This is a genomic window from Acinetobacter sp. BIGb0102 (genome assembly GCF_003815055.1).
GTDB lineage: Bacteria > Pseudomonadota > Gammaproteobacteria > Pseudomonadales > Moraxellaceae > Acinetobacter > Acinetobacter vivianii.
Genome location: NZ_RKQE01000014.1, coordinates 243,030 through 269,384, shown reverse-complemented (window position 1 = coordinate 269,384; position 26,355 = coordinate 243,030). Strand labels below are relative to the sequence as shown.

The window sequence follows — 26,355 nt, the reverse complement described above, 5'->3', positions numbered from 1 at the left end:
ACGGATCACATGCTCTTTTTTTAAGAATACTTTAAGCTTATTGCTGTTATTTATTTCCCGTTGTTTTGAATATGAAAATTAAATATTTAGTTCTTGCATTACTTCCACTTTCTTTAATGGCGTGTCAAACAGTACAAAACGTGACTGACAACGTAATCTCACAAATTAATACAACTGCTGCAAAAAATTTGGCTGAATACAACTGGACTTACCAAGGTTCAAAAGCATCTAAACCTTTAGTTTTAGCATTTAGTGCAGACCAGAAGCTTTCAATCCAAACGGGTTGTAACAACCAAGGCGGTACTTGGAAAGTTGAAGGCAATACCATTGTAACTTCTCCACTTGTATCAACCATGATGGCTTGTGCAGATGATTTAATGCAACAAGAACGTTTATCTTCTGATATTTTCAGCGAGAAAAAAGTACCATTTGAGATCAGCACTGTAAATGGTCAGGCAATCTTGACTGTTACTGATGGCAAAGGTCAAAAACACGTATTCACAGGTGCTAAAGTGACAAATAACAATGTGTTGACCAACTATACATGGTCATATCAACCTGCTGACACAAAACGTCCAATCGTATTAAGTTTCTTGGCAAATGACCGTTTATCTGTAGATACGGGCTGTAACCGTCAAAATACTTCTTGGAAAATTGAAAACAGTGCGATCGTTACAGGTGACTTGGCTTCAACATTGATGGCTTGTGAACCTGCATTGATGAAACAAGAGCAGTTTGCGGGTGATCTTTTACAAAAACGTAAAATCGCTTTTGAAGTAAATGCAACCAATCCAGAGCAACCGACTTTGGTTATCGCTGATGCAAAAGGCCAAAAATATACATTTGTTGGTAAAATGACGCCTGAAGCAAAATACCAGTCTGAAGGTAAAACTGTTTTCTTGGAAATTTCGCCAGAAACTAAATCTTGCACAGGCGTTGCTCCACAAACTTGTATGCAAGTTCGTGAAGTAAAATATGATGACAAAGGTTTAAAAACTTACGCTGACAAAAACTGGTCGCTTTACTACGGTCAAATCGAAGGTTTTGAGCACAATCCACAACAACGCGTAATTGTACGTGTGAAGCGTTTTGACGTTCAAAACCCAGCTGCTGATCAATCAAGCATTGCAGACGTATTAGATATGGTTGTTGAACAAGAGATTGTTAAAAAACCATAATTTATACCTGTAAATAAAAAAATCCGATGTCTTAACATCGGATTTTTTATGGGAAGTCCCTTTTGATTTAAGGGAGGTTTTTAATAAATACCCTGCGCTAAAATTGCATCAGCAACTTTTACAAAACCAGCAATATTGGCACCATCAACATAGTTAATTGAACCATCTTCCTGCGTACCGTATTTAACACAGTTACGGTGAATCTCTTTCATGATTGCATGTAAACGCTCGTCCACCTGTTCAAAAGACCAGCCTAGACGATTTGCATTTTGAGACATTTCTAAACCTGATGTTGCAACGCCACCTGCATTTGAGGCTTTACCTGGTGCATATAAAATCTTCGCTTCCACAAACTTTTCAACAGCCTCAAGTGTTGATGGCATGTTGGCCCCTTCCGCCACGCAAATCACGCCATTTGCCAGCAAAGTTGCCGCATCGTCCGCTTTTAACTCATTTTGTGTTGCACACGGCAAAGCAATATCCGCAGGAATATGCCAAGGTGTTTGACCTTCAAAATATTCAAAACCATGTTTTGAAGCAAATTCGGAAATACGACCACGTTTTTCGTTTTTCAGTTCCATCACTTCATCAAGTAATGCTTTGCTGAAACCATTTTTCAAATAGACTGTTCCGTTTGAATCCGACAAGGTCACAACTTTTGCGCCCAAGAACATGGCTTTTTCTGCTGCATATTGAGCAACATTACCCGAACCTGAGATCGAAACCGTTTTACCTGCAAAGCTTTGACCACGAGTTTTCAGCATTTCTTCTGCAAAATAAACCGTTCCATAACCGGTTGCTTCTGGACGAGCCAATGAACCACCAAAAGAAATTCCTTTACCGGTAAAAACACAAGAAGTGTCATTGCTGAGCTTCTTCATCATGCCAGTCATATAGCCAACTTCGCGACCACCAACCCCAATATCCCCCGCTGGAATATCCGTATTCGAACCAAGATGACGATAGAGCTCCAGCATCAATGCTTGGCAAAAACGCATAATTTCTGCATCTGATTTACCTTTCGGATCGAAATCAGAACCACCTTTACCACCGCCCATGGGTAACGTCGTTAAGGCATTTTTAAAGGTTTGTTCAAAGCCTAAAAACTTTAAAATCGATAGATTCACTGAAGGGTGAAAACGCATTCCCCCTTTATAAGGTCCAATCGCTGAGTTGTATTGCACACGGAAGGCACGATTCACATGAGTTTGGCCTTGATCATCCATCCATGAAACACGGAACTGGATCGCACGCTCAGGTTCAACCAGTCGTTCCAAAAGACCGTATTGAGCATACTTAGGATTTTTCTCAATGAACGGCCACAAACTTGTCATGACTTCTTCGACAGCTTGTAAAAATTCAGGTTGATTAGGATCTCTAGCTTTAACGTAATCGAGAAAGTCATTTAAGCTATTGTATTTCAACATTCACCCCCAAGTCAGTGATTTATCTTGGTGCGGAAAATGCACCAAAATAGAATATCGCATATATTTAATACAGATTACTATTCCATCACACTATTATTTTTTAGGCCAATTTATATATAATTAAAAATCAAAAACTTAATTAAATAAATGTTCATTATTTTTATAATAAATATTGCCAGTATTGTCTAAAAATTGATGCCATATTCTGCTCATTTTCCTATTCGACCAAAGCCAAGCACCAGCAAATCGCACTAAAAAACACCAGTATTCGCACTATTTTTAAGCAAAATCCAAAACACTATCTGTATAATTTTCCAACCTTGCTACGCCGTCATAAGTCATTATTTGCTATACTAAGCTCCCTGTTTTTTGCTTCATCCTCCCCATGTCACCATCTGCACAACATTCTCTTATTGTCCAAATAGATCAGCTATTACCGCAAACACAATGTGGTTTATGCGGTCATCGTGATGGATGTTTACCTTATGCAAAATCGATTGCAGAAGGTGAAGAGGCAAATAAATGTGTGCCGGGTGGTCAACCCGTTGCTGATGCATTGGCAGCGCTGTTACAACGCCCGTCTCTCCCTGCCGAGCCAAGTATCTGGGAAATTCAAGAGGATGGTCGCCCACAGCGCATGAAAGCGATTATTCGGGAAGATGAGTGTATTGGATGTACCAAGTGTATTAGTGCCTGCCCAGTAGATGCGATCATCGGCAGTGGTAAGCTGATGCATAGTATTTTGACCGATCTATGTACAGGCTGTGAATTATGTATTCCACCTTGTCCAGTCGATTGCATCGATCTGGTGGCAGATACCAAACCCTTGCCAACCGCAGAGCTACGCCGTGTTGAACAAGATGATTTAAGACATCGCTACTACGCACATATTCAACGTGAAGAGAAACGTCGTTTAAGTCGTAAAGGACCCATTGTCCGTGCAGAAATTGATGTGGAATTCTTTGCCCAGTTTTCTCAGGCACTCAACAATGTTCCTGTGATTACGCTCGTGGATAAACCCAAAGAAACACCAACACTGGATGCGAAAACCACGATTGAACTTGCCAAACTACGCACACAAATCAAGAAACTGGAAAAACAGTTAAGTGTACGTGCAGATGAGCAAAAACATGCACAGTTACTGGTTTTACAACAACGTTTAAATGAATTGCAGGACATCTAAATGCCCGTTAAAAATATGACCAAAAAGCAGATTCAGACTTTTTTCGAACGTTTACGTGAGCAGCGGCCTCATCCACAAACTGAGCTGAACTATTCTTCGCCTTTTGAATTGCTTATTGCCGTTCTGCTTTCGGCTCAGGCAACCGATGTCAGCGTGAATAAAGCCACGGATAAACTCTATCCTGTTGCCAATACCGCTCAGGCTATTTTAAATCTTGGGGTGGATGGCTTAAAAGAATATATCAAGACTATTGGCCTATATAACTCTAAAGCCGAGAATGTGATTAAAACCTGCCGTATTCTTGTGGAGCAGTATCAAGGCAATATTCCAGAAACACGTAAAGAACTGGAAGCTTTACCTGGTGTAGGCCGTAAAACAGCGAATGTGGTACTGAATACGGCATTTGGTCAGCCGACCATGGCGGTCGATACCCATATTTTCCGTGTGGGTAATCGTACGGGGCTGGCGGTGGGTAAAAATGTACTCGAGGTTGAAGACCGCTTGGTTAAAGTGATTCCGAAAGAGTTTATTATTGATGCGCACCACTGGCTGATCTTGCACGGTCGTTATTGTTGTATTGCACGTAAACCGAAGTGTGGCGAGTGTGTGGTTGCTGATGTCTGTAACTGGCCAGACCGTTTTGAATTTGGCGCGAATAAAGCCATTGCAATAAAAAACCTCAGTTAATCCTGAGGTTTTTTATGCTGCTGTAGTTTTGGATGTAGCTGACGTGTCTTACCGTTCAGTTTATTTTCCAAAGCCTGCTGTTTTTGCACATGACGTAACATTTTTTGGCTTTGATACGCTAAAAACAACAGCAAAACCAAGCTGAAAATCACAACTAAAATCAGAACAACTTTTAGTAGCATAGCCCTTCTCCAAAATAAAAAGAGCCCTATATTCAGAGCTCTTTTATCATCTGCAATTCAGATTATTTGTCTAAAATTGCAAATAAATCGGCTTGAACGTTTTCGATCGGACGTAAACCATTCAGCTTATCGTAAGTCGGTGCATTTTCACCAGAAGCGGCACGACCTTGATAGAAACCAACCAATTGCTCAGTTTCGCTGTGGTAAGAACCAAGACGCTTACGAATCGTTTCTTCTTGGTCATCTGGACGTTGTACAAGGTCTTCGCCTGTTTCGTCATCTTTACCTTCCACTTTTGGTGGATTGTAAACCGTGTGATAAACACGGCCAGATGCTGGATGCTGACGACGACCAGAAAGACGTTGAACAATCTCTTCATCTGGTACATCAATTTCGATCACATGATCAATACTGATGCCAGCTGATTCTAATGCTTCAGCTTGTGGGATTGTGCGTGGGAAACCGTCAAAGATACAACCATTTTCACAATCAGGCTGAGCAATACGTTCTTTCACCAAACCAATGATCAGTTCATCAGAAACTAAACCGCCTGATTCCATGACACTTTTTGCTTTTAAGCCAAGTTCAGTACCTTCACGAATTGCAGCACGGAGCATATCACCGGTTGAAATTTGTGGGATATTGTAGCGCTTACAGATCAACTGAGCTTGAGTACCTTTGCCTGCCCCAGGTGGTCCGAGTAAAATAATGCGCATAAAAGAACATCCTCATTTAAAAACAATAAATCTTAAATTGAGCAATATCATACAGAGTTATCGCTCAACCAACATCAAATTAATTATAAGAAAGCAACAAATAAGTGAATTAAACCAGCAAAGAAACCAGTCACTCCACCTAGTACAATTAAAATCCACTCATCTTCCTGAAAAGCAGGACGCAATAAATTCTGGAACTCTTTCGGTGTTAGTTCACGGATGCGGTCTCTAAACATTTGAAAGATCTTCTGCGCACGACTTGCATTCAGAGCTGGGTCACATACTGGTCCCATGGTAATTTCAATTGAGCGATCAATCAAGTCAGTCTTGAGTCTAGCATACTCTCTTGGACCTAATGAAAGCTGCAATGACGTTCTGACTAATGGAGTTTCCATGATTTCATTGATATGGCGCTTGACAATACGACGTGTTTTGTCTTTTTTGCTGCCATACATCATTTCAGTCATGATCGATTTTAAAGTAATTAAATCTTCCGTAACCACACTGGCAAATACATCCGAAACCTCTTCCTGACGCTTCATAAATGCCCCTTGGACATTGTAGGTACCAATCTTTAAGACAGGTACAATCCACGGGAATTTACGGTCTTTGGTCAAACGGAAGATCTGTGGATAGCGGATATAGTGCGGTTCAATCGGATTGAAGACCATCCAGATCGCAATCCAGTTGGTCAAAAAGCCCCAGATTGCCGCCCAGAACGGAACGGTCCAGTGCCACGGCACCACAAACCAGACGATCATCTGGAAAATACCAAAGAACATACCAATTAACGCACTGATATGCCAAATAAAGTTGATCTCTTTCTGCCCTACTTTCAGGAACATGCGCACCATTAAACGGCGATCACCTTCCATCTGGCTCACCACCATTTCACGCATATCGACCAGTGACTCCACGTTCATGGTCAGCTCAGTCACAAGTTCCCTTAAGGTATTGGGTAATTGTTTATGCGCTTGTGCATAGATACGGCGTTTAATTGAATAAGGCAGGTTTTCCCAAAGCACAGCATTTCGGTCGATCATGACTTCATCAATCAGGTGCTCAAGCTCAAAACCAACCTGTTCACCAATAATCATGGCCATATCTTCAGGATCCATTGCTTCCAGAAACTCTCGCAATGATCCCAATTTAGATAAAGTATTATCGGTAATGATGCCTGAAATACGTCCAGCTTTGCGCGGCACGATCCCTTGCCAACCAACAGGTAATGGGCCTAAATGGAATCCCCAGAAATTAATTGGGTAAAATACCATTTTCAGTGCCATCCACACGTGCGCCCAAGTTACAAAGGCGGTCACTGGAATGATACTTAAGACTGCCAGATGGTCAGGTCGATTTAAGAAAATCTGCCACAATTCATTGACGTAATCAAACATGCATGACTCTCAGAATTATTGATACATGATGGCTTATAAAAGAATAAATCTGCATTTCCCTCTTATAAACCAAAACTTAAGGTGTAAGAAAACTGGAGCACAGGTTGTGCTTTTTTCACAGTGTTGCCATCCCCATCTTCTAATTTTTCACGCACTCCGGCGCCAACACTGAATGTACTAATTCGTTCATTGTTCAGCCAGACATATGCAAGATCCGCACCGACGCCTAAATTGGCTTTTTGTTTACCACCATAATTTTTACTGTCTAAATGGCCCGCATAGACCCCAACATAATAACCATTTTTATCTGTGCCCGTTAAATAGTACGGATAGCGAAAGCCGACCTGTCCACCAATTTCATTGTCGTCATTTAAAAATGCACCCGCTTTCGCATAGGCAATTCCATAAGGATTTACCCATTCTAAATTGCCATGTAATAATTTTTTAGTAAAACCCGCCCCGACATTCCATGTTGACACGTTTGCATCTTTCAATTTTGGTTCAGGCATAAATGGATTATCATCCGCATGTACTAAGCCTGTAAGTGTTAAAACCGATAATAAAAGGCAAATTTTTCTCATTATTTTCTCCATTTTCCCTATGTCTGTATTGGAAAATCCTATTTCGAATAGTTTGTGACTTTAACAGAATTATTTTGCTTCTAATATACAAGACCCTATAATTTTAATGTCTACAAAGTCAAAAGCTGTCGCATGAACAATTGCATGAATTGTTGAAAATTCTACAGTATGTTCATGCAACTTACGTTAAAATATTCCGTCTTTGTATTCTCTCACCCCTGCAATTAAGTCGGCACCCTATGAAACAGCACTTTCCTTTAAAAAACATGCAACAAGAAAAGCGCATTTATAAGGGTCGAATCTTCTTTGCTATCTTTCTGGTGGCCTTTTTTCTACTGTTATTGATTTGTCGTTATGCATATTTACAGATTGTTCATTACGATGATTTTACAACGGCCTCAGATAAGAACCGAATTCGCTTACAACCGCTCGCGCCTGCCCGTGGTTACATTTATGACCGTAATGGGGTTTTGCTCGCGGATAACTATCCTGTTTTTACGGCAACCCTAAGTCGTGCCGATGTCAGCGATATTGATGATACGCTTACTCGTTTGATCCCAATTTTAAATCTCAGTCAGGAAGACGTTGACCGCTTTAAAAGTCGCGTAAAAACAGCACGAAAAACTGAGCGTCTGGCAATCAAATTAAACCTGACGGAAGCAGATATCGCGAAATTTAGCGAAGTGAAATATGCTTTTCCTGGGGTGAAAATTGAAACGCAGATGACCCGCTACTATCCGCATGGCGAACTTTTTGCCCATGTCATTGGATATGTGGGACGTATTAACGATAAAGAACTCAAATCGATTGATAAGGACTTATACGCGGGCACCAACCTGATTGGTAAAATCGGGGTCGAAAAAAGCTATGAAGACTTATTACACGGCACACCGGGTTATGAATCTGTCGAAGCAGATGCCCATGGTAATGTGTTACGTAATTTAGGACGCCAAAACCCTGCACGCGGTAATGATCTGTACTTATCAATTGACTATGGTCTACAAACGATTGCTGCACAGCAATTAAAAGATCGCCGTGGTGCAATTGTGGCCATGGATCCGCGCACAGGTGAAATTCTGGCATTGGTCTCTAGCCCAAGTTTCAATCCAAACTTATTTGTCACTGGGATTAGTACAAAAGACTATAGCGGTCTGCGTGACAACCTCGACCAGCCACTCTACAACCGTGCAGTTCAAGGGGCTTACCCGCCCGGCTCAACCATTAAGCCAATGTTTGGTTTAGGTGGCATTCACTATGGTCTGGTGGATTGGAATACAGCCATTTCAGATCCAGGTTACTTCTCTCTGCCTGGCGACAGCCATCGCTTCCGTGACCACAAGAAAAGCGGACATGGTTCAGTTAATATGCACAAGGCACAAATCGTTTCCTGTGATACCTATTTCTATGTTCTGTCCTACCGGATGGGCATTGAAAAAATGAATGACTGGATGCGTCAGTTTGGCTTTGGTGAAAAAACCGGTGTCGATTTACCAAGTGAAAGCTCTGGTCTCTATCCAAGCCCTGAATGGAAAATGCGTACCCGTAAGTCAAAATGGCTCAAAGGTGAAACCATTTCGGTTAGTATCGGACAAGGTGCATTTACCTCAACACCATTACAACTTGCCATGGCAACTGCAATTACTGCCAATAAGGGTTCACATGTTACGCCGCATGTATTAAGAGAAACCAAAGGCGCCAAAAAGTTTGCTGTGCACAATGCGCCTGATGGCAAAATCCAGTTTAACGGCACAGACCAAGACTGGACCAATATGCATGATGCAATGGTTGACGTGATCCAGTCAGGTACAGGTCGCGGCATCAAAGGCGGTTTGCAATATTCGATTGCGGGTAAAACGGGTACGGCACAGGTGAAGAGTATTGCACAAGGTAAACGTTATAACGAAGCGGCCCTTTCATCTCGCCAATGGGACCATGGTCTGTTTGTTGGCTTTGCACCTGCGGATAATCCAGAAATTGCGATTGCCGTCGTTTGGGAAAATGGTCGACACGGTGGTTCAGCCGCACAGATTGCCCGTCCAATCTTCGATTACTGGCTTGTAACGCGCAAAAAGAATCCACTTCGCCCAGCCAATCATCAGGTGAGTGGTGGCTTAATGACCGCAGGAATCAAGCCAGGTGAGTTATCGATGGCAAACGCGGCAGCAGCACAAAATGCAGCGCCAGCTTCAAGCCCGGTAGCCACCCCACCTGCTGCGACACCTCCAGCAGCAACTCAATCCGCAGATGATGGAGTAACTGAATAATGAAAAATCAATTACGAATTATTGGCGGTGAATGGAAACGACGCACGCTACCATTTGCAAGTATTGAAGGCTTACGACCGACACCTGACCGTGTCCGTGAAACCTTATTTAACTGGTTAATGTGGGATATTCAAAATGCACAGGTTCTAGACTTGTGCAGCGGTTCTGGTGCCTTGGGCTTTGAAGCCCTTTCACGTGGTGCTGCCAAAGTCACCATGATTGAACCGAATCCAACGCAAGCACGTTTTTTAAAAGATAATATTCAACTGTTAAAAGCTGAAAATTGTCAGTTATTGGTCACAACGGCCCAGCAAGCTTTAAGCAAATTAAAAAACAGCTTTGATGTGGTCTTTCTTGATCCACCTTATAGCCTTGATTTATGGCAAGAACTGGCTGAACTGGCTGATCCAATGATTAATCCGAATGCCTATATCTATGTCGAGGCAGATCGTGACTTAGCTCAACTGAAACTTCCTGACAGTTGGCAAAAAATCAAAGAAACCAAAGCGGGTATGGTTAGAGCAGGCTTATATCAAAAAGTGGTTTAGAAAATACTCAGCCAGAAAAATCGTATCATTTGTCCACGATCAAAGGGGAAACTGGACAAATATTCATAACCAATTCGATTACGAAAATTGAGCTGATAAGCGATGCCATACCCCACAGAAATCGAGAAATCGTCTAATGACAGGCTGGTGGTATCGCCCGTTAGCATTTTATGGTTAAACTGATTGGTCTGGTAAGCGGTGTGGTTATAGACACGCCAACGTTCGTTCTGAAAAAATAGATTATGCAAAACTGAATAATCTGTTTTCATTTGCGGATAGGCGGCGTCAAACATTTCCTCGCGATCATCATGGATCGGCTCAAAAAAATCATAATCTTCTGCATTCGACCAGCCAGATAGACAGGCCAGCAGACAGAATAAAAAAATATGCTTAACGCGCATCATCACTTGTATTACTGACAACCCCTCTTTAGGATACCTCTAAAAGTTATTTTTTATCAAGCAATTAAAACTTGCTCTACATTTAAACTGTTCAACTTTATCTCACCTTCAATCATTACGCCTCCCTCTACCTTAACGCGACCGTTTTTTGCTATAGCGAAATCATGCAAAAGATGTATAAAATTTTTTAATTTTTATTCTGTTAGACATAAATATTTAATTTATAAAACTAAACTTCTATACAATAATAGCCGTCTTTAAAATCTCACTTTATCTATCATGAAACTTTTGTACGTATTCCTCGCCACCTTAAGCTTAACCGGTTGTATCTTTGGAAAATCAAGCGAGGTAAAACGTGCTGAGAAAGTCTTACAAAATTTTGAATGTAATAATATTGAATCTAGCGAGTTAGCGACTTCTTCTATTTCAACTTTTTATCAACAATCTTTGGCTGCCAATAAAGAAAAGGCTGCCTCTTATATTGAACAATATAAAAATGGTGAAGATCTCTTTGACATTCCCCTCGATGAAGTTGTACAACAAAAATATCAATTATATATACAAGCGTGTCAGGCACTTGGCGGGATATCTACAACAAAAGAGCCTATTGCTGTAGCTTCTACAGAGTAAGGGAAATACGCTTTGCCTGATCGCGTTTAGGACGTGACATGATAGAAAAACAACTGACATTAAAACATTATCTTGCGCTTGCGCTCATCGTACTTGTGGTTGCTATTGCAAGTATTCATCCACTTGAGTTTGAGTCGTACCTGTTACATCAGGCAGGTACGGTTTTTATGTTGATTGCCTTGCTGATTGCATTCAAGAAAATCGGCCTGAATTATTTGAGTTTCTGCTTATATTTAGCGTTTCTGTTTATCCATATTATTGGCGCTCACTACCTCTATTCCTATGTACCCTATAATCAATGGATCCTCTATTTTTTCAACTTTGACTTAAATCAAAGCATGGGCTGGTCACGGAATATGTATGATCGGCTGGTTCATTTTGCTTATGGACTGCTGCTCTATCCTTTTGTCTATCGTTGCTTTCAAGTCTGGCTACCCAACACCAAACCGTTCTCCCTCTTCCTGCTTGTCATCCAGTTTGTCATGGCGTCCAGCGTATTTTATGAGCTCCTTGAATGGGGTCTTTCTATCGGTTTATCGCCTGAAGATGCAGAAAACTACAATGGTCAGCAAGGTGATATGTGGGATGCGCATAAAGATATGTTTCTAGCAACAATTGGCGCGATCCTGACGGGAATTATTCAACTGGTAAAACAAAAGACGCTTATTGAAAAATAAGCGTCTTATTTCATCTGTACATTGATTAGATAATTGAATGCTGTAATACATCCATCTGGTCTAAAGGATCTGTCCTGACGGTTTGGGCAAAATCAAAACTTTCGACATTATGACTGCTTGAGCCTGTTGCAGTGGTCGATGGTGTTTGAGTTGAAATAATTTGATTTAAGACATCGTCCACCTGACTGCTTGATTGCTCAGGAACAGATAACAATTCATTTAGGTTTAACTTTTCTGCGGAAGATGAAGGAGATGCAGCCACCTGTTTGGCTTGAAAAGCATCCAGATTGATGGAGTCAACCAATGAAGCTTGTGCCACAGCAGATTCTGGAGCTTCGCTTTGTAGTGATGCTGTCGTGGTTGGTGCAACAACATTAAAGCTGAATCCATCACTCATTTCACTGATATTACCCGCAGCATCAGTCTGGGTTAATGTGATCTTATGTGCACCTAATCCCAGCTCTTGGGTAAAGTTAAAACTCCATTTCCCATTGTCCCCGACTGTTACAGTACCCACGGGTTGACCATTATCGTAAATCGTCAGCACCGCTTTTGCTTCACCAATGCCTGCTAGCGTCGGCTTGGTATCATCGGTATTTGCACCCGCAGCAACTGCGCCTTTTACAGGCCCCACATCATCAGTGACGGTTTGCAAGACAGGCTTATTGGGTGCAATGGTATCTTTGGCTCCCAGTACATCGGTGGCATCTGAACGATTACCTGCCGCATCAATGATGTACACTTTACCTATATTTTTATCAGTTAAAGCTGGAGATATGGTGATGGTAAATTTCCCATCGGCTCCAACCGTACCTGTCCCAATCGTTTTGCCATCTGGGCCCTTGATTTCAACTTTACTATTTGCCTCAGCGATACCTGTAACGGTATCACCCGCTGCGTTAATCTGGGCTGCGGCTTTATCTGGCGCTATGGTGTCTTTACCTGCGGTGATTTCAAGAGGTTTTGAGACGTTGCCAGCTGCATCTTCCAGTACGACAGAACCCTTTTTATCGGCAGCTAAAGCAGGTGACAGGCTAATCTCAAACTTGCCTTGTGCATCTGTAGTACCACTCCCAATCACCTTACCATCAGCATCTTTGATCACAACTTTGCTATTGGCTTCTGCCCGACCTACGATTGAAGTCCCTTCTTTATTCACTTCAACTGTCGGTTGATCAGGTGCAACAGTATCCTTGCCCGCAAAAACTTTTGAAGGTGTCGATTTGTTTTCTGCCGCATCTTCTGCAACAACAGTTCCGCCCTTCTCACTGGTCAATGGAGGCGAAACCTTAATCGAATATAAACCCTGTTTATTTGCGGTGACGGTACCAAGCAACTTGCCATCTGCATCATAAATAGAGACTTTGGCATTGGCCTCTGTCTTACCTGTTACGATAGTTCCATCCGCATTGAGCTGGGCGGTAGGCGCATCTGGTGCAATGGTATCCTTATTTCCCGTTACTACAGCCATCTTTGAAGCATTTCCAGCGCTATCAATCGCGGTTACTCCAACCCTGCCGCCATTAACTAAAGGCTGATCCAGCTTGATCGAATAATTGCCTTCTGCATCAGCTTGTCCAGTTGCAATCACCTTACCAGTAACATCTTTAACTTCAATTCTGGCGTTTGCTTCAGCTTTTCCTGTGATGGTCTGTGTATCAGCGCCTAAAGTTGCCGTAGGTGTGTCTGGCGGTGTTAAATCAATCGGTTTGTTATTGTTGTTACTGTCTTTTTTATCGTCATCATCATCTTTGACAGCCAGCAAATATAACCCTTCTGCTGCTAAAGCGACCAATCCAGCTTTGAGCAATTGCGATTTGGTAATGCCCAAGTCTTCTGCACCATCTGACGTTGCTATCGCCTGTGAAGGTGGCTGTGTATAAGCAAATTGAGTCAGTTGTGTTGTCGGCACATAACGGACAAACTGGCCCGAATCATCAAATTGAGCAATGCTATAGCTTCCGTCTTTTTCTGGAAAAGCCAAAGTATGTTCAGTGACATTTGCATCAGTATAAAAATCACTAATAATGATTTTTTCACCGTTTTTTAGTGTAATGACAAGATCATTACCTTGTTTCATAATAGATTTGATATCGTCCTGATTTACACCAATCTGGACAATCGAAGGCTGATCTAGAATGACCGCTTTTATCTGTCCATCTTGTAAAATATTCGAATTTTTCTTCGAAGAAACGACAACTCTTGTCATTTTTATGCTCACTTATCAATTATATTTTTATCTATTTGTCGATTAATGAATAGTTAAGTAATTCATCTGCATTTAAAATATCAAAACATTCTTTGAACAACAATCTATTCAATCGCTTTTGTTCTTTTTAATTTAAATTGACCATACGTTCAAAAAACAGACTGTAAAAAATAACCTATATTTTTAATTCATATAAAAAAACCAGCCTCATCAGACTGGTTTTCTTTAAAACGCTTCAATTAGAATTTTGGATCACGCATTTGGACAAGCGTGCTGTTTGCTTTCGCAAGACTATCTGTAATTTTACTCATCACAGCTGGAACCAAACTCTCAGCCATTTGCGCAGCTTGTAAACCAAGCTTTTCGCCAAAGGTTGGGCGTTTACGCGTATTAATCACATAGATATCATGTTTTGGCAGTAGGCTCAGCAAGTATTCGTCTGAAGTCTGTAAGGTATCAACCAAATTCAACTCGCGCGCATCCTCACCATACCAGTGCTCACCTGTTGCGACTTTTGCAACATCCAGTTGTGGGCGATATTTCTCTACAAAGTGCTTAAATAAAGCATGTGTTTGCTGTAACTCTTCTTCGAACTTCGCCTTACCTTCTGGCGTGTTTTCACCAAACATGGTAACAGTACGTTTGTATTCGCCTGCGGTGTACAGTTCAAAATCAACATTGTGTTGTTTTAACAAACGATTAAAGTTAGGAACTTGAGCAACCACGCCGATTGAACCCACCACAGCGAATGGTGCTGAAATGATTTCATTAGCAATACACGCCATCATATAGCCGCCACTCGCTGCAACTTTATCTACGCAGATCGTGACATGAAAACCCGCATCGCGTAAACGCACCAGTTGGGCTGCTGCCAGACCATACCCATGTACCATACCGCCTGGACTTTCCAGACGAACAACAACGCGGTCATGTCCAGCTTTTGCAGTTGCCAAGATCAAGGTGATTTCTTCACGAATCGTATCAACGGCAGAGGCTTGTACGTCTCCTTTAAAATCGAGTACGTAAATTTTTTGATCATTCTTACGACGAACTTTTGCTTCTTTGGCAAGTTGTTGCACCAGTTGCAGTAATTCCAAACGAGAAGCTGTTGTTTGCGCAATTTTTTTTCTTTGTTCATTCACACGCGCATTTAAATGACTAATACGAATTTCAGCGGGAAATTTAGGTAAATGGAATAACATACAGTAATGCTCTATAAATTCGGCTTTATTCATCTAAGATGTGGCCTGCTGAATAAAAATTCAATAGTGAATTTGAAAAATAGATTTATTTTCATTTATATAATAAAAAAAGAGCCCGTAGGCTCTTTGATTGATCTGGGTTTTATTAACCAAAACGACCTGTAATATACGCTTCAGTCAATTGATGGTCAGGTTGAGTAAAGACTTTCTCAGTCGAGTTTACTTCAATCAGATCACCCAAATGGAAGTAAGCGGTACGGTCAGAAACACGTGCCGCCTGTTGCATCGAGTGAGTCACGATTGCAATGGTATATTGCTCTGAAAGTTCTGAAATCAGTTCTTCAATCTTTGCTGTCGCAATTGGATCAAGTGCTGAACATGGTTCATCCATCAGGATCACTTCTGGGCTTACTGCAATAGTACGGGCAATACATAGACGTTGCTGTTGACCACCCGACAAACCAGTACCCGGCTGACTTAAACGATCTTTGACTTCTTCCCATAAGCCCGCTTTACGCAAGCTGTTTTCTACAATTTCTTCCAAGTCATATTTGTCACGTGCCAAACCATGCAATTTAGGGCCATACGCAACGTTATCAAAAATGGATTTCGGGAATGGGTTTGGCTTCTGGAATACCATACCCACTTGTGCACGAAGTAAAACGACATCAAGATTTGGATCATAGATATCTTGATTATCGAGTGTCACCTTACCCGTTACACGACAGCTATCAATCGTGTCATTCATACGGTTTAGGGTACGTAAGAAAGTCGATTTACCACAACCTGATGGCCCAATGAATGCAATCACTTCATTTTGGTATACATCCAGATCAATCCCTTTAATTGCCTCAGTTTCACCATAGTAGACATGAACATCTTTGGTACTGATTTTCACTTCACTTGTCTGAGGTTTCTTAGTTGAAGCCGCCGTTTCGAACTGAGAGACAAATGCAGTATTTGATTGCTTAACTTGCGCTTCAGATGACGTAAATTCTGTTTGCTGTGGATTCACTGATTTATCCTTTTCTACGGCGTTCATAATATCAATCGTATTCATTGTACTCTCCTCAATTACCAACGCACTTCAAATTTCTTACGGAGCCAGATAGCAAGGCCATTTAAACTGATCATGAGTGCAAGTAACACAATAATCGCTGCTGCTGTACGCCCTTCAAAGAAGTTACGCAATTCATTACCTTGCCATAAATAAATTTGTACAGGTAATGCAGTCGCCTGATCTAATGGCGTTGTAGGGACACTTGCAACAAAGGCACTCATACCAATTAATAATAATGGAGCCGTTTCACCCAATGCTTGCGCTACCCCAATAATTGCACCAGTCAGAATCCCTGGTAAAGCTAAAGGCAGAACATGATGGAAAATAGTTTGAACCTTTGAAGCCCCGAGACCCAAAGCGGCCTGACGAATCGAAGGAGGTACTGCTTTTAACGATGCACGCGTGGTAATGATCACAGTTGGCAGAGTCATTAAGCTCAGTACCAGCCCCCCCACTAGCGGTGCAGATAATGGTAAATGCATCCAGCTAATAAAGATCGCTGCACCCAACAAACCAAACACGATTGAAGGAACAGCAGCCAAGTTGTTAATGTTAACTTCAATAATATCGGTCATCATGTTCTTTGGCGCAAACTCTTCAAGGTAGATTGCACTTGCAACACCAATTGGAATAGAGATCACAATCACGATCAGCATCATGAACAGTGAGCCCATGAATGCACCCGCTAAACCACTGGTTGCAGGAGAACTACGAGAGTCTGGGCTAAAGAATAAATTGGTATTAAAGCTATTTGTTATAACGCCTTGTGCTTTCAATTTATCTGCCAGCTGACGAACCTCTGGGCTTAACTGTTGTTGATCATCAGGTAAAGAGCGATCAATATTTCCTGCTAACCAGACGTCAACATTCGCATCTGCCAAAAATTTAATTTCTTTTTTGGTGCCAATTAAAGATGGATCTTTAAGCACCATATCACGAAGACGATAGGTTTCAGAGCTGGTATACAAACTACTTAACTCGTCACGTTGAGATTCTAAAGCCTTATCTTTAGCAACAACGCCATTCACGATCAAGGCATCCCAATCCACCATGCCCATCTCTGTTTGCCAAGCCACCATACGCTCTTCAAAATGCGCGGGTGTTTCACCTGCTGTTATTTTTGGTTTTGCGCCCGCATTGATAATTGCGGGATCGAAATATACAGGTACAGTTAGGCTATTTTGCCAAAATGCTGGTAAGCCCTTACTTAAAATACTACCGAAAAGTAAAGCGACAAAAGCAAGACCAATCACAACCGCAGAGAAACCAGCAAAACGGAATGCCTTTTCTTGACGATGACGCTTAGCCAAAGAACTCTGGATTTTTCTTTTGCGCTGTTCACGTTGTTCAGCAGCTACTTTTGGATCTAACACATCCATAGAACTTGTATTTGATGAACTCATTCGTATTGCTCACGATATTTACGCACGATATACAGTGCAATAATGTTTAGACCCAAAGTAATGACAAACAACGTTAAACCTAAGGCAAATGCCACTAGAGCTTGCGGGCTGGCAAAGTCAGTATCGCCAGTTAATTGGTTAACAATCGTTACGGTAACTGTCGAAACGGCTTCTAATGGATTCACATGCAGTAATGGACTATTCCCTGCTGCTAATACCACAATCATGGTCTCACCAATCGCACGAGAAGCGGCCAACAGGAATGCCCCAACAATTCCGGGTAAAGCCGCAGGTAAAACCACTTGGCGAATAGTTTCAGACTTGGTTGCCCCTAAGCCTAAAGAACCATCACGTAATGCACGTGGAACCTGTGTAATGATGTCATCTGAAAGTGAAGAAACGAATGGAATAATCATGATTCCCATTACAAAGCCTGCGGTCAGTGCACTGGTCGCATTGATATGTAAGCCGACTTGTTCACCTAACATTTTGAAGAATGGGCCAATGATCATTAAGGCAAACACACCGTACACAATCGTTGGGATACCCGCTAATACTTCAATCGCTGGTTTTGCCCAAGCACGTAAACTAGGAGACGCATACTCTGCCAAATAGATCGCGATCATCAACCCGACTGGTACAGCAACGAGTAGTGCGATACCACTCACCATTAAGGTACCCCAGATTAAGGGCAAAATGCCGTAGCTTCCTTCTGCGTTACCAGATGTACTAAAGCCCGGGCTCCATTCGGTACCAAAGAAGAAATCAAAAGGACTGACGAAACGGAAAAAGTGCAATGCTTCATTCAGCATAGACAGCACGATACCAATTGTGGTCAGGATCGCGACGCCAGAACACAGAATCAAACCGACATTAACAGCCTTTTCAACTTGGTTACGTGCGCGGAATTGTTGACTAACATGACGTTTTGCCCAAACCAGACCCGCCAATCCAGCACTAATCACAACGGCCAATTTGGCAAAAGAACCAATGGTCTGGAATTTTGAAAGCTCTTGTGCTGCTGCTAACTCATAAGCTGCTGGCTGATCTGTTACCCCGAAACCAGAAGCCAATGCTTGTACACGACTGGTTAATACATCACGTCCCGCCCCATCTAAAGTTGAACTTACAGAAGCCGGGATATTATTAAAAATAATATGTTGTAAAACACTTGGTTCAACCAAGTTCCAAATAATCAAAATTAAAAAAGCAGGAACACCACACCACAGCGCAACCAATGCCCCATAATACCCTGGGCGAGAATGTAGTGCTGCTGAGTTATTTCCCTTACCTGCTAGGTTACGGCTTTTGCTCAGCCCGATTTGATATGCAATTGCCACAAGGGCTAATAACACACCGATAAGTAGCAGATTCATGTAATCTCCACTGTTTTCCCAATTTTCATGATTTGAAAAAACTTAGCTAGACAAAAAGGCTGATGAACCTAAGTCTCACCAGCCTCCCTTTTAACAATATTATTTAACTGATTTACCCGCTTTGAAATCAGCTAGGATTTTTGCACGCTCTTTATCGCTTAAAGGAATCAAACCAGCTTTTTCTAATTTAGAACCTTTACCAGAAATTTTCTTGTTCAAGAAGAATTCTGCAAATTGTGGCAAGCCTTTGATTGATTTCAAGTGTTCGCCTTTCACGTAGAAGAATAATGGACGAGAAACAAGGTAGCTACCATCCAATACTGTTTTTTCTGAAGGTGTTACACCATTTACAGTTGCTACGCGTAATTTATCGCGGTTTGAGTCATAGAAACCTAAACCAAATACACCCACAGCATTTGGAGAAGTTTTTAAGCGAGCCAATGTTTCAGTATAGTCACCTGCAATTTCGATTACACGGCCATCTTTACGGAAAGTTGAACATGCTTTCTTCTGGTCATCTTTACTTAAGTTTTTGTAGTAATCAAATGCTTCACAGCCCAAATCAACCATTTTCTCTTGGAAAACTTCGCGTGTACCGTGGTTAGAAGCTGGGATCACTAAAGTGATTGCTTCATTTGGCAATGATTTATCAATTTGATTCCAGTTTGTATAAGGGTTTGCAACCAATTTACCGTTTGAAGGTAATTGTGCAGATAATGCCATGAAGACATGAACTGGTTTTAATTTATACGCTGCTTTTTTAACATTTGAAGCGAATACAATACCGTCGTAACCCACTTTGATTTCTTGTACTTGGTTTACGCCAGATTTTTTACATGTATCCAATTCTGAATCTTTAATTTGACGTGAAGCATTTGCGATATCAATCGTGTTATCGCCAACACCTTGACAGAATTGTTTCAAACCACCACCAGTACCGCCTGAACCGACAACTGGTGCTTTAAATTGAGGGAAAGTGTTGCCAAACTCTTCAGCAACAATACTTGCAAATGGTAATACAGTAGATGAACCAGCAATTTGAATCGTATCACGAGCTGCATTTGCAGTCGTTGCTACAGTTGCCCCAGATACAGCTAATGCAATTGCGATGTGACGTGGATTTAAGCGCATTCTGTTTTCTCTCATTAATGCAATTTGATTTACAACTCTTTTCAAGTTAAGTGTTGTACTTTGGTTAACTGCATTTTGAGCAGATAATATGACAATTAAGTGACAACTTTATGACGCTTTTGTGATGGTCATTTTCCACCATCTATTTTTAGCATGTGATCCGTCATAAAATCGTATTCCAGCTTTCACACTTGTCATAAACAATGAGAAATAAAAACACAACCCATTAATTTAATTAAAATTTTAAAGAATCAAAAAATCTCAATTAACAAAAACTATCTTGGGTTAAAAGGTTAGTTTATATATGTTTTATGACAATTCTCTATAAAAAAGGACAGATACAATGCCAAATTCTGTCACAATTGAAACACAAATGATGATTCGCAAATCTGTTTCTAAGGTATTCGAAGCATTCATTGATCCTGAAATTACCTCAAAATTCTGGTTCAGCTCATCCACAGGCAAACTCGAACAAGGTCATACAGTGACTTGGACATGGGAGAAATACCAAGTTTCTACAAAAGTCATGGTGACAAAAATCATTGAAAATGAATTGATCCAGATCCAATGGGGGGAACCCAGCAGTACCGTGGACTTTAGATTTGAAAAAATAAATGAAACGCAAACCTATCTCAGAATCCAGAACTACAATATTGCCTTACAGGGCGATGAACTCATTGCTTTTATTATTGATAGTACTGGCGGTTTTACAACAGTACTGGATAGTTTAAAAGCTTATCTGGAACATGATCTTCAACTTAACCTTGTGCATGATAAGTTTCCACCTTTCTGATGCTCTCTCATTATTGCTGGAAATAGGTCATGCATTGGCATGCACTATTTTCATAATGCAAGGCTTAAACATATTGATTGATCAGACCAAGAAAGATTGTGTAGGTACGATTCGCTTTTTATCCACTAGTGATTAAGCCTGCTTTTCGATTCGACGATCCACATATTCCATATAACCACGCCCTTCAATCACGCGTTCTTTATAGACGCCTTCATAAAAATATCCACCCACATAACCATCGCCAATCCCATAAAGCATAGGGGTATCGACTTCACCTTTTAAACGAATCTCAATCTGCCCTTCCATATTTTTTACAATCCATTGAAACTGATAAGGCAATTTGATGATACGTCCATCTTCAGCCACAGCTAAACGGGACTGATAACTCAATACTTCAAATTCGGCTGTTAGTCTTAAATGGTCGCTCTCAAGATTTCTGAGAAAAGCCTTATTCACCACTTTTTGTCCATTAAAATGGGTTTCATTGAGTAAAAGCTGCGTGTGTTTATCTAAAGAAATAATATGGTAGGTACTAAAATCCAGTGGAATCTTTTGATTTGAAAGATGAGAGGAAGAATTGAATGCCGTACAAAAGGAATATTCAAACGCGCATAAGCCTGAAATTTTTTGCATGTCACCTTGATAATGACAATAGCCTTCATAATGAGACAATAAACTAAAGTGATCAAACATCGGGGTTTGAACAAACCATGAAACTTGATCTGCATTCTTTAACCGAATATCAAGCTTAAACTCAGACTGCCGTACCACGACATGATAATCTGGATACGCTCCTTCTATCGTGATGTCTTTGCCCACTTTAAAGAATGGATTACTAGCAAATGACTGACTATTTTGTGGAGTCGAATAACTTTGGAAATGTCGGGCCATTTTTGCAGCCGTGCCAGCCACGATCATGGCATTGTCACCCAAATCGGTTTTTAAAAACGGATCAGACTCAACTGCGTCATTCCCCAATGAACTTATAATCGAAAGAAAAGTGAAAAAATGATGCGGTGCGGGTAAATCTGGGATAATAATTCCGTAACGACTCCAGCCGCGCTGTTGAGCCCGATGTTTAGAGTCCAAAGCATATTCTTGAAATAAAGACTGTTTAGATGAGATAGCAGGTGTGTCCAGCACTTTATGTAAAGGCTTTATAAAACTCATTAATGCAGGCCATTGATTAAACATCTTATTGTTCTCTTTTTTAAGGTGATTTCCAATACGCTTGAAATCATCTTTATTCATTTTTTATACCTACCTATAAGATACCTAGATTTGTTGGCAAACTTTTATTGGGAAAAATCTAATTTTTAGACAAAACATGACATTTTAAATGGCGCTCTCACAGCCTGTTCCACTACGAATAAAAAAGGAGCTCAAATTTGAACTCCTTTTTCAACTGTCAGACCAGTTCAGATTCAAACATTCGGCTGAGCTTCTGTCGACATTACTTCTTTTTTCTTATATTTAAACACATACACCACCGCCAAAATAGCAAGCCAGATTGGAACAAGCACTACTGCTGGTCGCATATCAGGGGTTAAGCTCATAATCAGTAAAATACCGAAGATAAAACCGATAGTGAGATAATTACTCCAAGGGCTTAAAATGCTTTTAAACTTGGTCATATGTTGCTGCTGTTGCATAGCTTTTCTAAATTTAAGATGTGTCCATGAAATCATTAACCAGTTCACCACCAAAGCTGCCACTACCAGCATCATTAAAAACTGGAATGCTTTGCCCGGCATCAAGTAATTCACCACCACACAAAGTGCTGTCACGGAAGCAGAAACAATAGCTGCTGCCATTGGAATCCCACGACGATTAACCTTTTGCAGGATTTTAGGTGCATTCCCCTGCATTGCCAGACCATGTAACATACGGCTATTACAATAAATACAGCTGTTATAAACTGAAATTGCCGCAATCAGCACCACAAAGTTCAAAACATTTGCAACACCATGGCTATCTAAGGACTGGAAAATAAGCACAAAAGGACTACCACCTTCCGCCAACTGATTCCACGGAAATAAACACAGCAATACGCCAATCGCACCGATATAGAAAATCAGGATACGATAAACAATCTGGTTCACTGCTTTAGGAATGGTTTTATCTGGATTTTTGGTCTCAGCCGCAGTAATACCAATCAACTCAAGACCACCAAAAGCAAACATGATCACCGCCATCGACATGATGAAACCATGCATTCCGTTTGGAAAAAATCCACCGAATTGCCATAAGTTTGCAACACTCGCTTGCGGGCCTGCACCGCCAGAGATCAATAAATAAAGTCCAAAACCAATCATGCTCAGGATGGCAATAATCTTGATACAGGAGAATAAGAACTCAGATTCTCCAAAGAAGCGGACATTGACCAGATTGATCCCATTAATCAAGAGAAAAAAGAATAAAGCCGTGATCCATGTGGGTAGCTCAGGCCACCAAAACTGCACAAAGGTACCAATCGCACTCAATTCTGCCATACTGACCAGCACATAAAGCACCCAATAATTCCAGCCAGACATAAAGCCAGCCATTGGGCCCCAGTATTTATTGGCAAAATAACTAAAGGAACCGCTCACGGGTTCCTCGACTACCATTTCACCTAAATGGCGCATAATTAAAAAAGCAATGACACCTGCCAATGCATATCCAAGTAGAACCGACGGCCCCGCCAATTTAATGGTTTGCGAGATGCCTAAAAACAATCCTGTGCCTACCGCACCACCTAACGCAATCAGCTGAATATGCCGATTGGATAGACCTTGTTTTAACTCATGTTTATTGTCTACATCCATCACTTATCTCCAATGTGTGTGTCACATCCTGTACACCTTTATGCAGCGTTAGATCCGAAGCCAATTACTCGGCTTCGAATCTCATTCGCTTTCTTATCAATTTATAAATTTGAAGACTTTCCTGTCTTCTCAATAAACTAGAATGAAATCACTTTTTGATAGGGTATTGATTGAGAACGCTGCTTGAGAATTTCATAGCCACGATCCCCATAGTCAAAGCGTGCAATCACCGAAGCAAACTTTTTCAGGCTCAATGGCGCATCCATTGCGGGAAGCTTTAATTCGATAAAAGTCAGACCATCAAACTGATGCATCGTGTCCAAGGTCTGCTTAAGTTGGCCGGCTGTTTCAACTACACAGCTCTTATATTGATGTTTGCCATTAAAGACACCAGGAATTTCGGTATAGTGCCAGTTTTGAATATCGTTATAGGCTGCATTTTCCCCCATGATCAAACGTTCGATGGTATAACCGCCATTATTCAATAAGAAGATAATGGGTTTAAGCCCATGACGGATAATGGTGGAAAGCTCCTGTACGGTTAACTGGAACGAACCATCACCAATAAACAGAATCTGACGACGTTCTGGTGCAGCCAATAAACTGCCGAGTAAAGCTGGTAAGGTATAACCGATCGAACCCCAAAGTGGTTGGGCAATATATTTAGCTGTTGCAGGTAGCTTTAAGCCTGCCAAAGCTGAGTTCGAAGTACCGACCTCTCCGATAATGACATCATCTTCTTTAAGAAAATCAGCGACCGCACTCCAGAGAATGTCTTGACTGAGCTTTTGCTGCTCTGGAACATCGATGACTTGGGGTTGTTGTTTTTCTAGAATGGGTTTGATGAGTTTACGTGGCGCAACTTTCTTGTTGAGTTCAACCAATAGTTGTCCAATCTCAATACCCGGATAATCCTGACCGAAAATCGTCAAGGCATAGGGTTTAATTTCAATATAATTCTCAGTGGCGATCTGATGGGTAAATACACCCGTGCCCACATCAGAAAAACGTACTCCAACCCCAATCAGGCAGTCGGATTGCTCAATGGTACTACGAACATTCGGCTGGCTCGCGCCGCCAACATACGTCCCCACATAACGTGGTGAACCTTCGTCCATAATATTTTTCGCGGTGAGCATGCTGGCAAAAGGAATCGAACATTTCTGCGATAAATCATTCAGCAATGAGGTCACCCCAAATACTGACGCTTCATTATCAATTAACAATGCTGGATTTTTAGCCGAACCAATCACTTCACATAGCTTCGCCACAGCACTTTGGAGCAGCTCAGGCTCGACCGCAGGATAAGACAAATCCAACGGGCGATCTGTCACTTCAATTTTGACGTGGGTAATATCTGAAGGCAGCTGGATATGAACTGGGCGACGATCAAGAAAACACTGACGTAACACACGATCAATTTCAAATGCAGCATTGGCAGGCGTTAAACGCGTCTGTGCCACAGTGAACTCTTTCATACAGTTCATGATATTGTCGTAATTACCATCCACCAGTGTGTGATGCACCAAAGTGCCCTTCTGAACCACATGCAATGGTGGAATACCCGAGATATGCACCACAGGTACATTTTCGGCATAAGCCCCTGCAATACCATTAATCGCACTTAAATCACCCACACCATAGGTAGTGGTCAAGGCTGCAAAACCGTTGATCCGTGCATAACCGTCTGCTGCATAGGCAGCGTTTAATTCATTACAATTACCAATAAATTCGAGTTGTGAATCCGCTTCAACTTGTTCGAGATAGGAAAGGTTAAAATCACCAGGTACGCCAAAGAGGTGCAGGATACCCATTTGCTTAAGACGAAGATTTAAAAAGTCACCAATTTCTATGAACATCACTCTATATCCTTTGAGGCCATTTTTTATTCCATAGAAAAATAATATTTCATCTACCTTTTAGATTTCGTGCATAATGAAAACGCATTTTAATAAAAATACAATATTTGTGTATCATAAAAGGATTTTATGCAATGGATAAGTTCGACTGGCAAATCATTCAGGCATTACAAAAGAATGGACGGCTCACCAATCAGGAAGTGGGAGATTTAATCGGTTTATCTGCTTCCCAGTGTTCAAGACGGCGGCAGCTACTGGAACAAAAAGGCGTGATTCTAGGTTATGCTGCGCGCATTCACCAACAAGCTTTAGGTTTGGAGGTGACAGCGATGATCCATATTAATTTGCGCATCCATGAAGCCAAGTCACAGCAAGCATTTCAGGATTTGATTGAGGCAGAAGACAATATACAGGATGCCTTTTCAATTAGTGGCGATGCCGATTTTATTTTAAAAGTGGTAGCGGAAAATCTGGAACAGCTTTCCCAGTTTGTCACAGAGCGGCTGCTGTCTTATGGTTTTATTGGACATATCAAATCTTACATTGTGTTAAAAAAAATCAAGGAACAGAATCATTTTATGAGTAAAGCCAAAAGCCATAGCTATCACCCTGCGACTTAGGTCGAGCGATAGCCAGCATCAATA

Annotated in this window: 24 protein-coding genes; 9 read left to right on the top strand and 15 right to left on the bottom strand. The window is 41.3% G+C overall.

Annotation, left to right across the window (positions count from 1 at the left end; all coding sequences use genetic code 11):
• The first annotated feature begins 71 nt into the window (after positions 1-71).
• Positions 72-1,178 carry an META and DUF4377 domain-containing protein gene (locus EC846_RS14530; protein WP_123775597.1) on the top strand — a complete coding sequence of 369 codons (1,107 nt, stop codon included), beginning with the start codon at positions 72-74 and terminating at the stop codon, positions 1,176-1,178.
• A gap of 80 nt (positions 1,179-1,258) precedes the next feature.
• On the opposite strand, the gene gdhA is transcribed toward EC846_RS14530, so the two are convergent.
• Positions 1,259-2,605, bottom strand: coding sequence for an NADP-specific glutamate dehydrogenase (gene gdhA / locus EC846_RS14525; RefSeq protein ID WP_004770212.1), 1,347 nt, complete (start codon positions 2,603-2,605; stop codon positions 1,259-1,261).
• A 385-nt stretch (positions 2,606-2,990) separates the two neighbouring features.
• Between gdhA and EC846_RS14520 the strand changes: the two genes are divergently transcribed.
• Entirely contained in the window at positions 2,991-3,788 is a 798-nt protein-coding gene (locus tag EC846_RS14520) for an RnfABCDGE type electron transport complex subunit B (protein WP_123775596.1), read from the top strand.
• Positions 3,789-4,475 carry an endonuclease III gene (nth, locus tag EC846_RS14515; protein WP_069577955.1) on the top strand — a complete coding sequence of 229 codons (687 nt, stop codon included), beginning with the start codon at positions 3,789-3,791 and terminating at the stop codon, positions 4,473-4,475.
• On the opposite strand, the gene EC846_RS14510 is transcribed toward nth, so the two are convergent.
• The 4 genes from EC846_RS14510 to EC846_RS14495 form a co-directional block, all read right to left on the bottom strand.
• Positions 4,472-4,657, bottom strand: coding sequence for a hypothetical protein (locus tag EC846_RS14510; protein ID WP_004770216.1), 186 nt, complete (start codon positions 4,655-4,657; stop codon positions 4,472-4,474). The genes nth and EC846_RS14510 overlap by 4 nt on opposite strands.
• Positions 4,658-4,719: 62 nt before the next feature.
• Complete coding sequence (adk, locus tag EC846_RS14505) at positions 4,720-5,373, bottom strand: adenylate kinase (RefSeq protein ID WP_004770217.1); 654 nt, start codon at positions 5,371-5,373, stop codon at positions 4,720-4,722.
• Between the two features lie 83 nt (positions 5,374-5,456).
• Positions 5,457-6,770 (bottom strand): membrane protein, encoded by a 1,314-nt coding sequence (locus EC846_RS14500; RefSeq protein WP_004652140.1) that lies wholly within the window; start codon positions 6,768-6,770, stop codon positions 5,457-5,459.
• A 62-nt stretch (positions 6,771-6,832) separates the two neighbouring features.
• Positions 6,833-7,351 carry a hypothetical protein gene (locus EC846_RS14495; protein WP_123775595.1) on the bottom strand — a complete coding sequence of 173 codons (519 nt, stop codon included), beginning with the start codon at positions 7,349-7,351 and terminating at the stop codon, positions 6,833-6,835.
• A gap of 239 nt (positions 7,352-7,590) precedes the next feature.
• On the opposite strand from EC846_RS14495, the gene mrdA reads away from it, so the two are divergent.
• Positions 7,591-9,615, top strand: a complete 2,025-nt coding sequence (gene mrdA, locus EC846_RS14490; RefSeq protein ID WP_123775594.1) for a penicillin-binding protein 2 — start codon at positions 7,591-7,593, stop codon at positions 9,613-9,615.
• Entirely contained in the window at positions 9,615-10,163 is a 549-nt protein-coding gene (gene rsmD / locus EC846_RS14485) for a 16S rRNA (guanine(966)-N(2))-methyltransferase RsmD (RefSeq protein ID WP_123775593.1), read from the top strand. The genes mrdA and rsmD overlap by 1 nt, the downstream gene beginning before the upstream one ends.
• Here the strand turns inward: rsmD and EC846_RS14480 are convergent.
• On the bottom strand, positions 10,160-10,564 hold the full coding sequence (locus EC846_RS14480; RefSeq protein WP_123775609.1) for a hypothetical protein: 405 nt from the start codon (positions 10,562-10,564) through the stop codon (positions 10,160-10,162). The genes rsmD and EC846_RS14480 overlap by 4 nt on opposite strands.
• 279 nt (positions 10,565-10,843) lie before the next feature.
• On the opposite strand from EC846_RS14480, the gene EC846_RS14475 reads away from it, so the two are divergent.
• Complete coding sequence (locus EC846_RS14475; RefSeq protein WP_004770224.1) at positions 10,844-11,194, top strand: hypothetical protein; 351 nt, start codon at positions 10,844-10,846, stop codon at positions 11,192-11,194.
• A 38-nt stretch (positions 11,195-11,232) separates the two neighbouring features.
• Positions 11,233-11,871, top strand: a complete 639-nt coding sequence (locus EC846_RS14470) for a DUF2238 domain-containing protein (protein ID WP_123775592.1) — start codon at positions 11,233-11,235, stop codon at positions 11,869-11,871.
• A gap of 25 nt (positions 11,872-11,896) precedes the next feature.
• Here EC846_RS14470 and blp2 read toward each other — a convergent pair whose 3' ends face one another.
• From blp2 to EC846_RS14440, 6 genes are all read right to left on the bottom strand, one after another.
• Positions 11,897-14,080 (bottom strand): Ig-like repeat protein Blp2, encoded by a 2,184-nt coding sequence (gene blp2 / locus EC846_RS14465; protein ID WP_123775591.1) that lies wholly within the window; start codon positions 14,078-14,080, stop codon positions 11,897-11,899.
• Positions 14,081-14,319: 239 nt separating this feature from the next.
• The gene (gene sohB / locus EC846_RS14460) at positions 14,320-15,282 is read right to left on the bottom strand and encodes a protease SohB (protein WP_032810292.1); all 963 of its coding nucleotides are present in this window, start codon (positions 15,280-15,282) and stop codon (positions 14,320-14,322) included.
• Positions 15,283-15,427: 145 nt separating this feature from the next.
• Positions 15,428-16,342, bottom strand: coding sequence for a phosphate ABC transporter ATP-binding protein PstB (pstB, locus tag EC846_RS14455; RefSeq protein WP_004770231.1), 915 nt, complete (start codon positions 16,340-16,342; stop codon positions 15,428-15,430).
• A gap of 14 nt (positions 16,343-16,356) precedes the next feature.
• Positions 16,357-17,745, bottom strand: a complete 1,389-nt coding sequence (gene pstA / locus EC846_RS14450; RefSeq protein WP_123775590.1) for a phosphate ABC transporter permease PstA — start codon at positions 17,743-17,745, stop codon at positions 16,357-16,359.
• Positions 17,742-19,121: a phosphate ABC transporter permease subunit PstC gene (pstC, locus tag EC846_RS14445; RefSeq protein ID WP_123775589.1), complete on the bottom strand. Its 1,380-nt coding sequence runs from the start codon at positions 19,119-19,121 to the stop codon at positions 17,742-17,744. The genes pstA and pstC overlap by 4 nt, the downstream gene beginning before the upstream one ends.
• Positions 19,122-19,220: 99 nt before the next feature.
• Positions 19,221-20,252, bottom strand: a complete 1,032-nt coding sequence (locus tag EC846_RS14440) for a substrate-binding domain-containing protein (RefSeq protein WP_123775588.1) — start codon at positions 20,250-20,252, stop codon at positions 19,221-19,223.
• Between the two features lie 343 nt (positions 20,253-20,595).
• On the opposite strand from EC846_RS14440, the gene EC846_RS14435 reads away from it, so the two are divergent.
• A complete protein-coding gene (locus tag EC846_RS14435; protein WP_123775587.1) occupies positions 20,596-21,045 on the top strand; it encodes an SRPBCC domain-containing protein in 450 nt (149 codons plus the stop codon).
• A 132-nt stretch (positions 21,046-21,177) separates the two neighbouring features.
• Here the strand turns inward: EC846_RS14435 and EC846_RS14430 are convergent, their stop codons facing one another.
• From EC846_RS14430 to EC846_RS14420, 3 genes are all read right to left on the bottom strand, one after another.
• Entirely contained in the window at positions 21,178-22,239 is a 1,062-nt protein-coding gene (locus EC846_RS14430) for a DUF6670 family protein (RefSeq protein WP_228200685.1), read from the bottom strand.
• 230 nt (positions 22,240-22,469) lie between these two features.
• On the bottom strand, positions 22,470-23,852 hold the full coding sequence (locus EC846_RS14425) for an amino acid permease (protein WP_123775585.1): 1,383 nt from the start codon (positions 23,850-23,852) through the stop codon (positions 22,470-22,472).
• Between the two features lie 137 nt (positions 23,853-23,989).
• On the bottom strand, positions 23,990-25,711 hold the full coding sequence (locus EC846_RS14420; RefSeq protein ID WP_123775584.1) for an alpha-keto acid decarboxylase family protein: 1,722 nt from the start codon (positions 25,709-25,711) through the stop codon (positions 23,990-23,992).
• 134 nt (positions 25,712-25,845) lie between these two features.
• Between EC846_RS14420 and EC846_RS14415 the strand changes: the two genes are divergently transcribed.
• A complete protein-coding gene (locus tag EC846_RS14415) occupies positions 25,846-26,331 on the top strand; it encodes an Lrp/AsnC family transcriptional regulator (RefSeq protein WP_004770243.1) in 486 nt (161 codons plus the stop codon).
• Positions 26,332-26,355: the final 24 nt, after the last annotated feature.

What these genes read in the sequence shown, in the direction of transcription:
- blp2 (WP_123775591.1), bottom strand. Translation starts at nt 14,080, where the DNA reads ATGACAAGAGTTGTCGTTTCTTCGAAGAAAAATTCGAATATTTTACAA.
- adk (WP_004770217.1), bottom strand. Translation starts at nt 5,373, where the DNA reads ATGCGCATTATTTTACTCGGACCACCTGGGGCAGGCAAAGGTACTCAA.
- pstC (WP_123775589.1), bottom strand. Translation starts at nt 19,121, where the DNA reads ATGAATCTGCTACTTATCGGTGTGTTATTAGCCCTTGTGGCAATTGCA.
- EC846_RS14435 (WP_123775587.1), top strand. Translation starts at nt 20,596, where the DNA reads ATGCCAAATTCTGTCACAATTGAAACACAAATGATGATTCGCAAATCT.
- EC846_RS14440 (WP_123775588.1), bottom strand. Translation starts at nt 20,252, where the DNA reads ATGCGCTTAAATCCACGTCACATCGCAATTGCATTAGCTGTATCTGGG.
- EC846_RS14530 (WP_123775597.1), top strand. Translation starts at nt 72, where the DNA reads ATGAAAATTAAATATTTAGTTCTTGCATTACTTCCACTTTCTTTAATG.
- EC846_RS14510 (WP_004770216.1), bottom strand. Translation starts at nt 4,657, where the DNA reads ATGCTACTAAAAGTTGTTCTGATTTTAGTTGTGATTTTCAGCTTGGTT.
- pstB (WP_004770231.1), bottom strand. Translation starts at nt 16,342, where the DNA reads ATGAATACGATTGATATTATGAACGCCGTAGAAAAGGATAAATCAGTG.
- EC846_RS14470 (WP_123775592.1), top strand. Translation starts at nt 11,233, where the DNA reads ATGATAGAAAAACAACTGACATTAAAACATTATCTTGCGCTTGCGCTC.
- pstA (WP_123775590.1), bottom strand. Translation starts at nt 17,745, where the DNA reads ATGAGTTCATCAAATACAAGTTCTATGGATGTGTTAGATCCAAAAGTA.
- EC846_RS14430 (WP_228200685.1), bottom strand. Translation starts at nt 22,239, where the DNA reads ATGTTTAATCAATGGCCTGCATTAATGAGTTTTATAAAGCCTTTACAT.
- EC846_RS14415 (WP_004770243.1), top strand. Translation starts at nt 25,846, where the DNA reads ATGGATAAGTTCGACTGGCAAATCATTCAGGCATTACAAAAGAATGGA.
- sohB (WP_032810292.1), bottom strand. Translation starts at nt 15,282, where the DNA reads ATGTTATTCCATTTACCTAAATTTCCCGCTGAAATTCGTATTAGTCAT.
- EC846_RS14420 (WP_123775584.1), bottom strand. Translation starts at nt 25,711, where the DNA reads ATGTTCATAGAAATTGGTGACTTTTTAAATCTTCGTCTTAAGCAAATG.
- EC846_RS14500 (WP_004652140.1), bottom strand. Translation starts at nt 6,770, where the DNA reads ATGTTTGATTACGTCAATGAATTGTGGCAGATTTTCTTAAATCGACCT.
- mrdA (WP_123775594.1), top strand. Translation starts at nt 7,591, where the DNA reads ATGAAACAGCACTTTCCTTTAAAAAACATGCAACAAGAAAAGCGCATT.
- EC846_RS14475 (WP_004770224.1), top strand. Translation starts at nt 10,844, where the DNA reads ATGAAACTTTTGTACGTATTCCTCGCCACCTTAAGCTTAACCGGTTGT.
- nth (WP_069577955.1), top strand. Translation starts at nt 3,789, where the DNA reads ATGCCCGTTAAAAATATGACCAAAAAGCAGATTCAGACTTTTTTCGAA.
- gdhA (WP_004770212.1), bottom strand. Translation starts at nt 2,605, where the DNA reads ATGTTGAAATACAATAGCTTAAATGACTTTCTCGATTACGTTAAAGCT.
- EC846_RS14520 (WP_123775596.1), top strand. Translation starts at nt 2,991, where the DNA reads ATGTCACCATCTGCACAACATTCTCTTATTGTCCAAATAGATCAGCTA.
- EC846_RS14480 (WP_123775609.1), bottom strand. Translation starts at nt 10,564, where the DNA reads ATGCGCGTTAAGCATATTTTTTTATTCTGTCTGCTGGCCTGTCTATCT.
- rsmD (WP_123775593.1), top strand. Translation starts at nt 9,615, where the DNA reads ATGAAAAATCAATTACGAATTATTGGCGGTGAATGGAAACGACGCACG.
- EC846_RS14495 (WP_123775595.1), bottom strand. Translation starts at nt 7,351, where the DNA reads ATGAGAAAAATTTGCCTTTTATTATCGGTTTTAACACTTACAGGCTTA.
- EC846_RS14425 (WP_123775585.1), bottom strand. Translation starts at nt 23,852, where the DNA reads ATGGATGTAGACAATAAACATGAGTTAAAACAAGGTCTATCCAATCGG.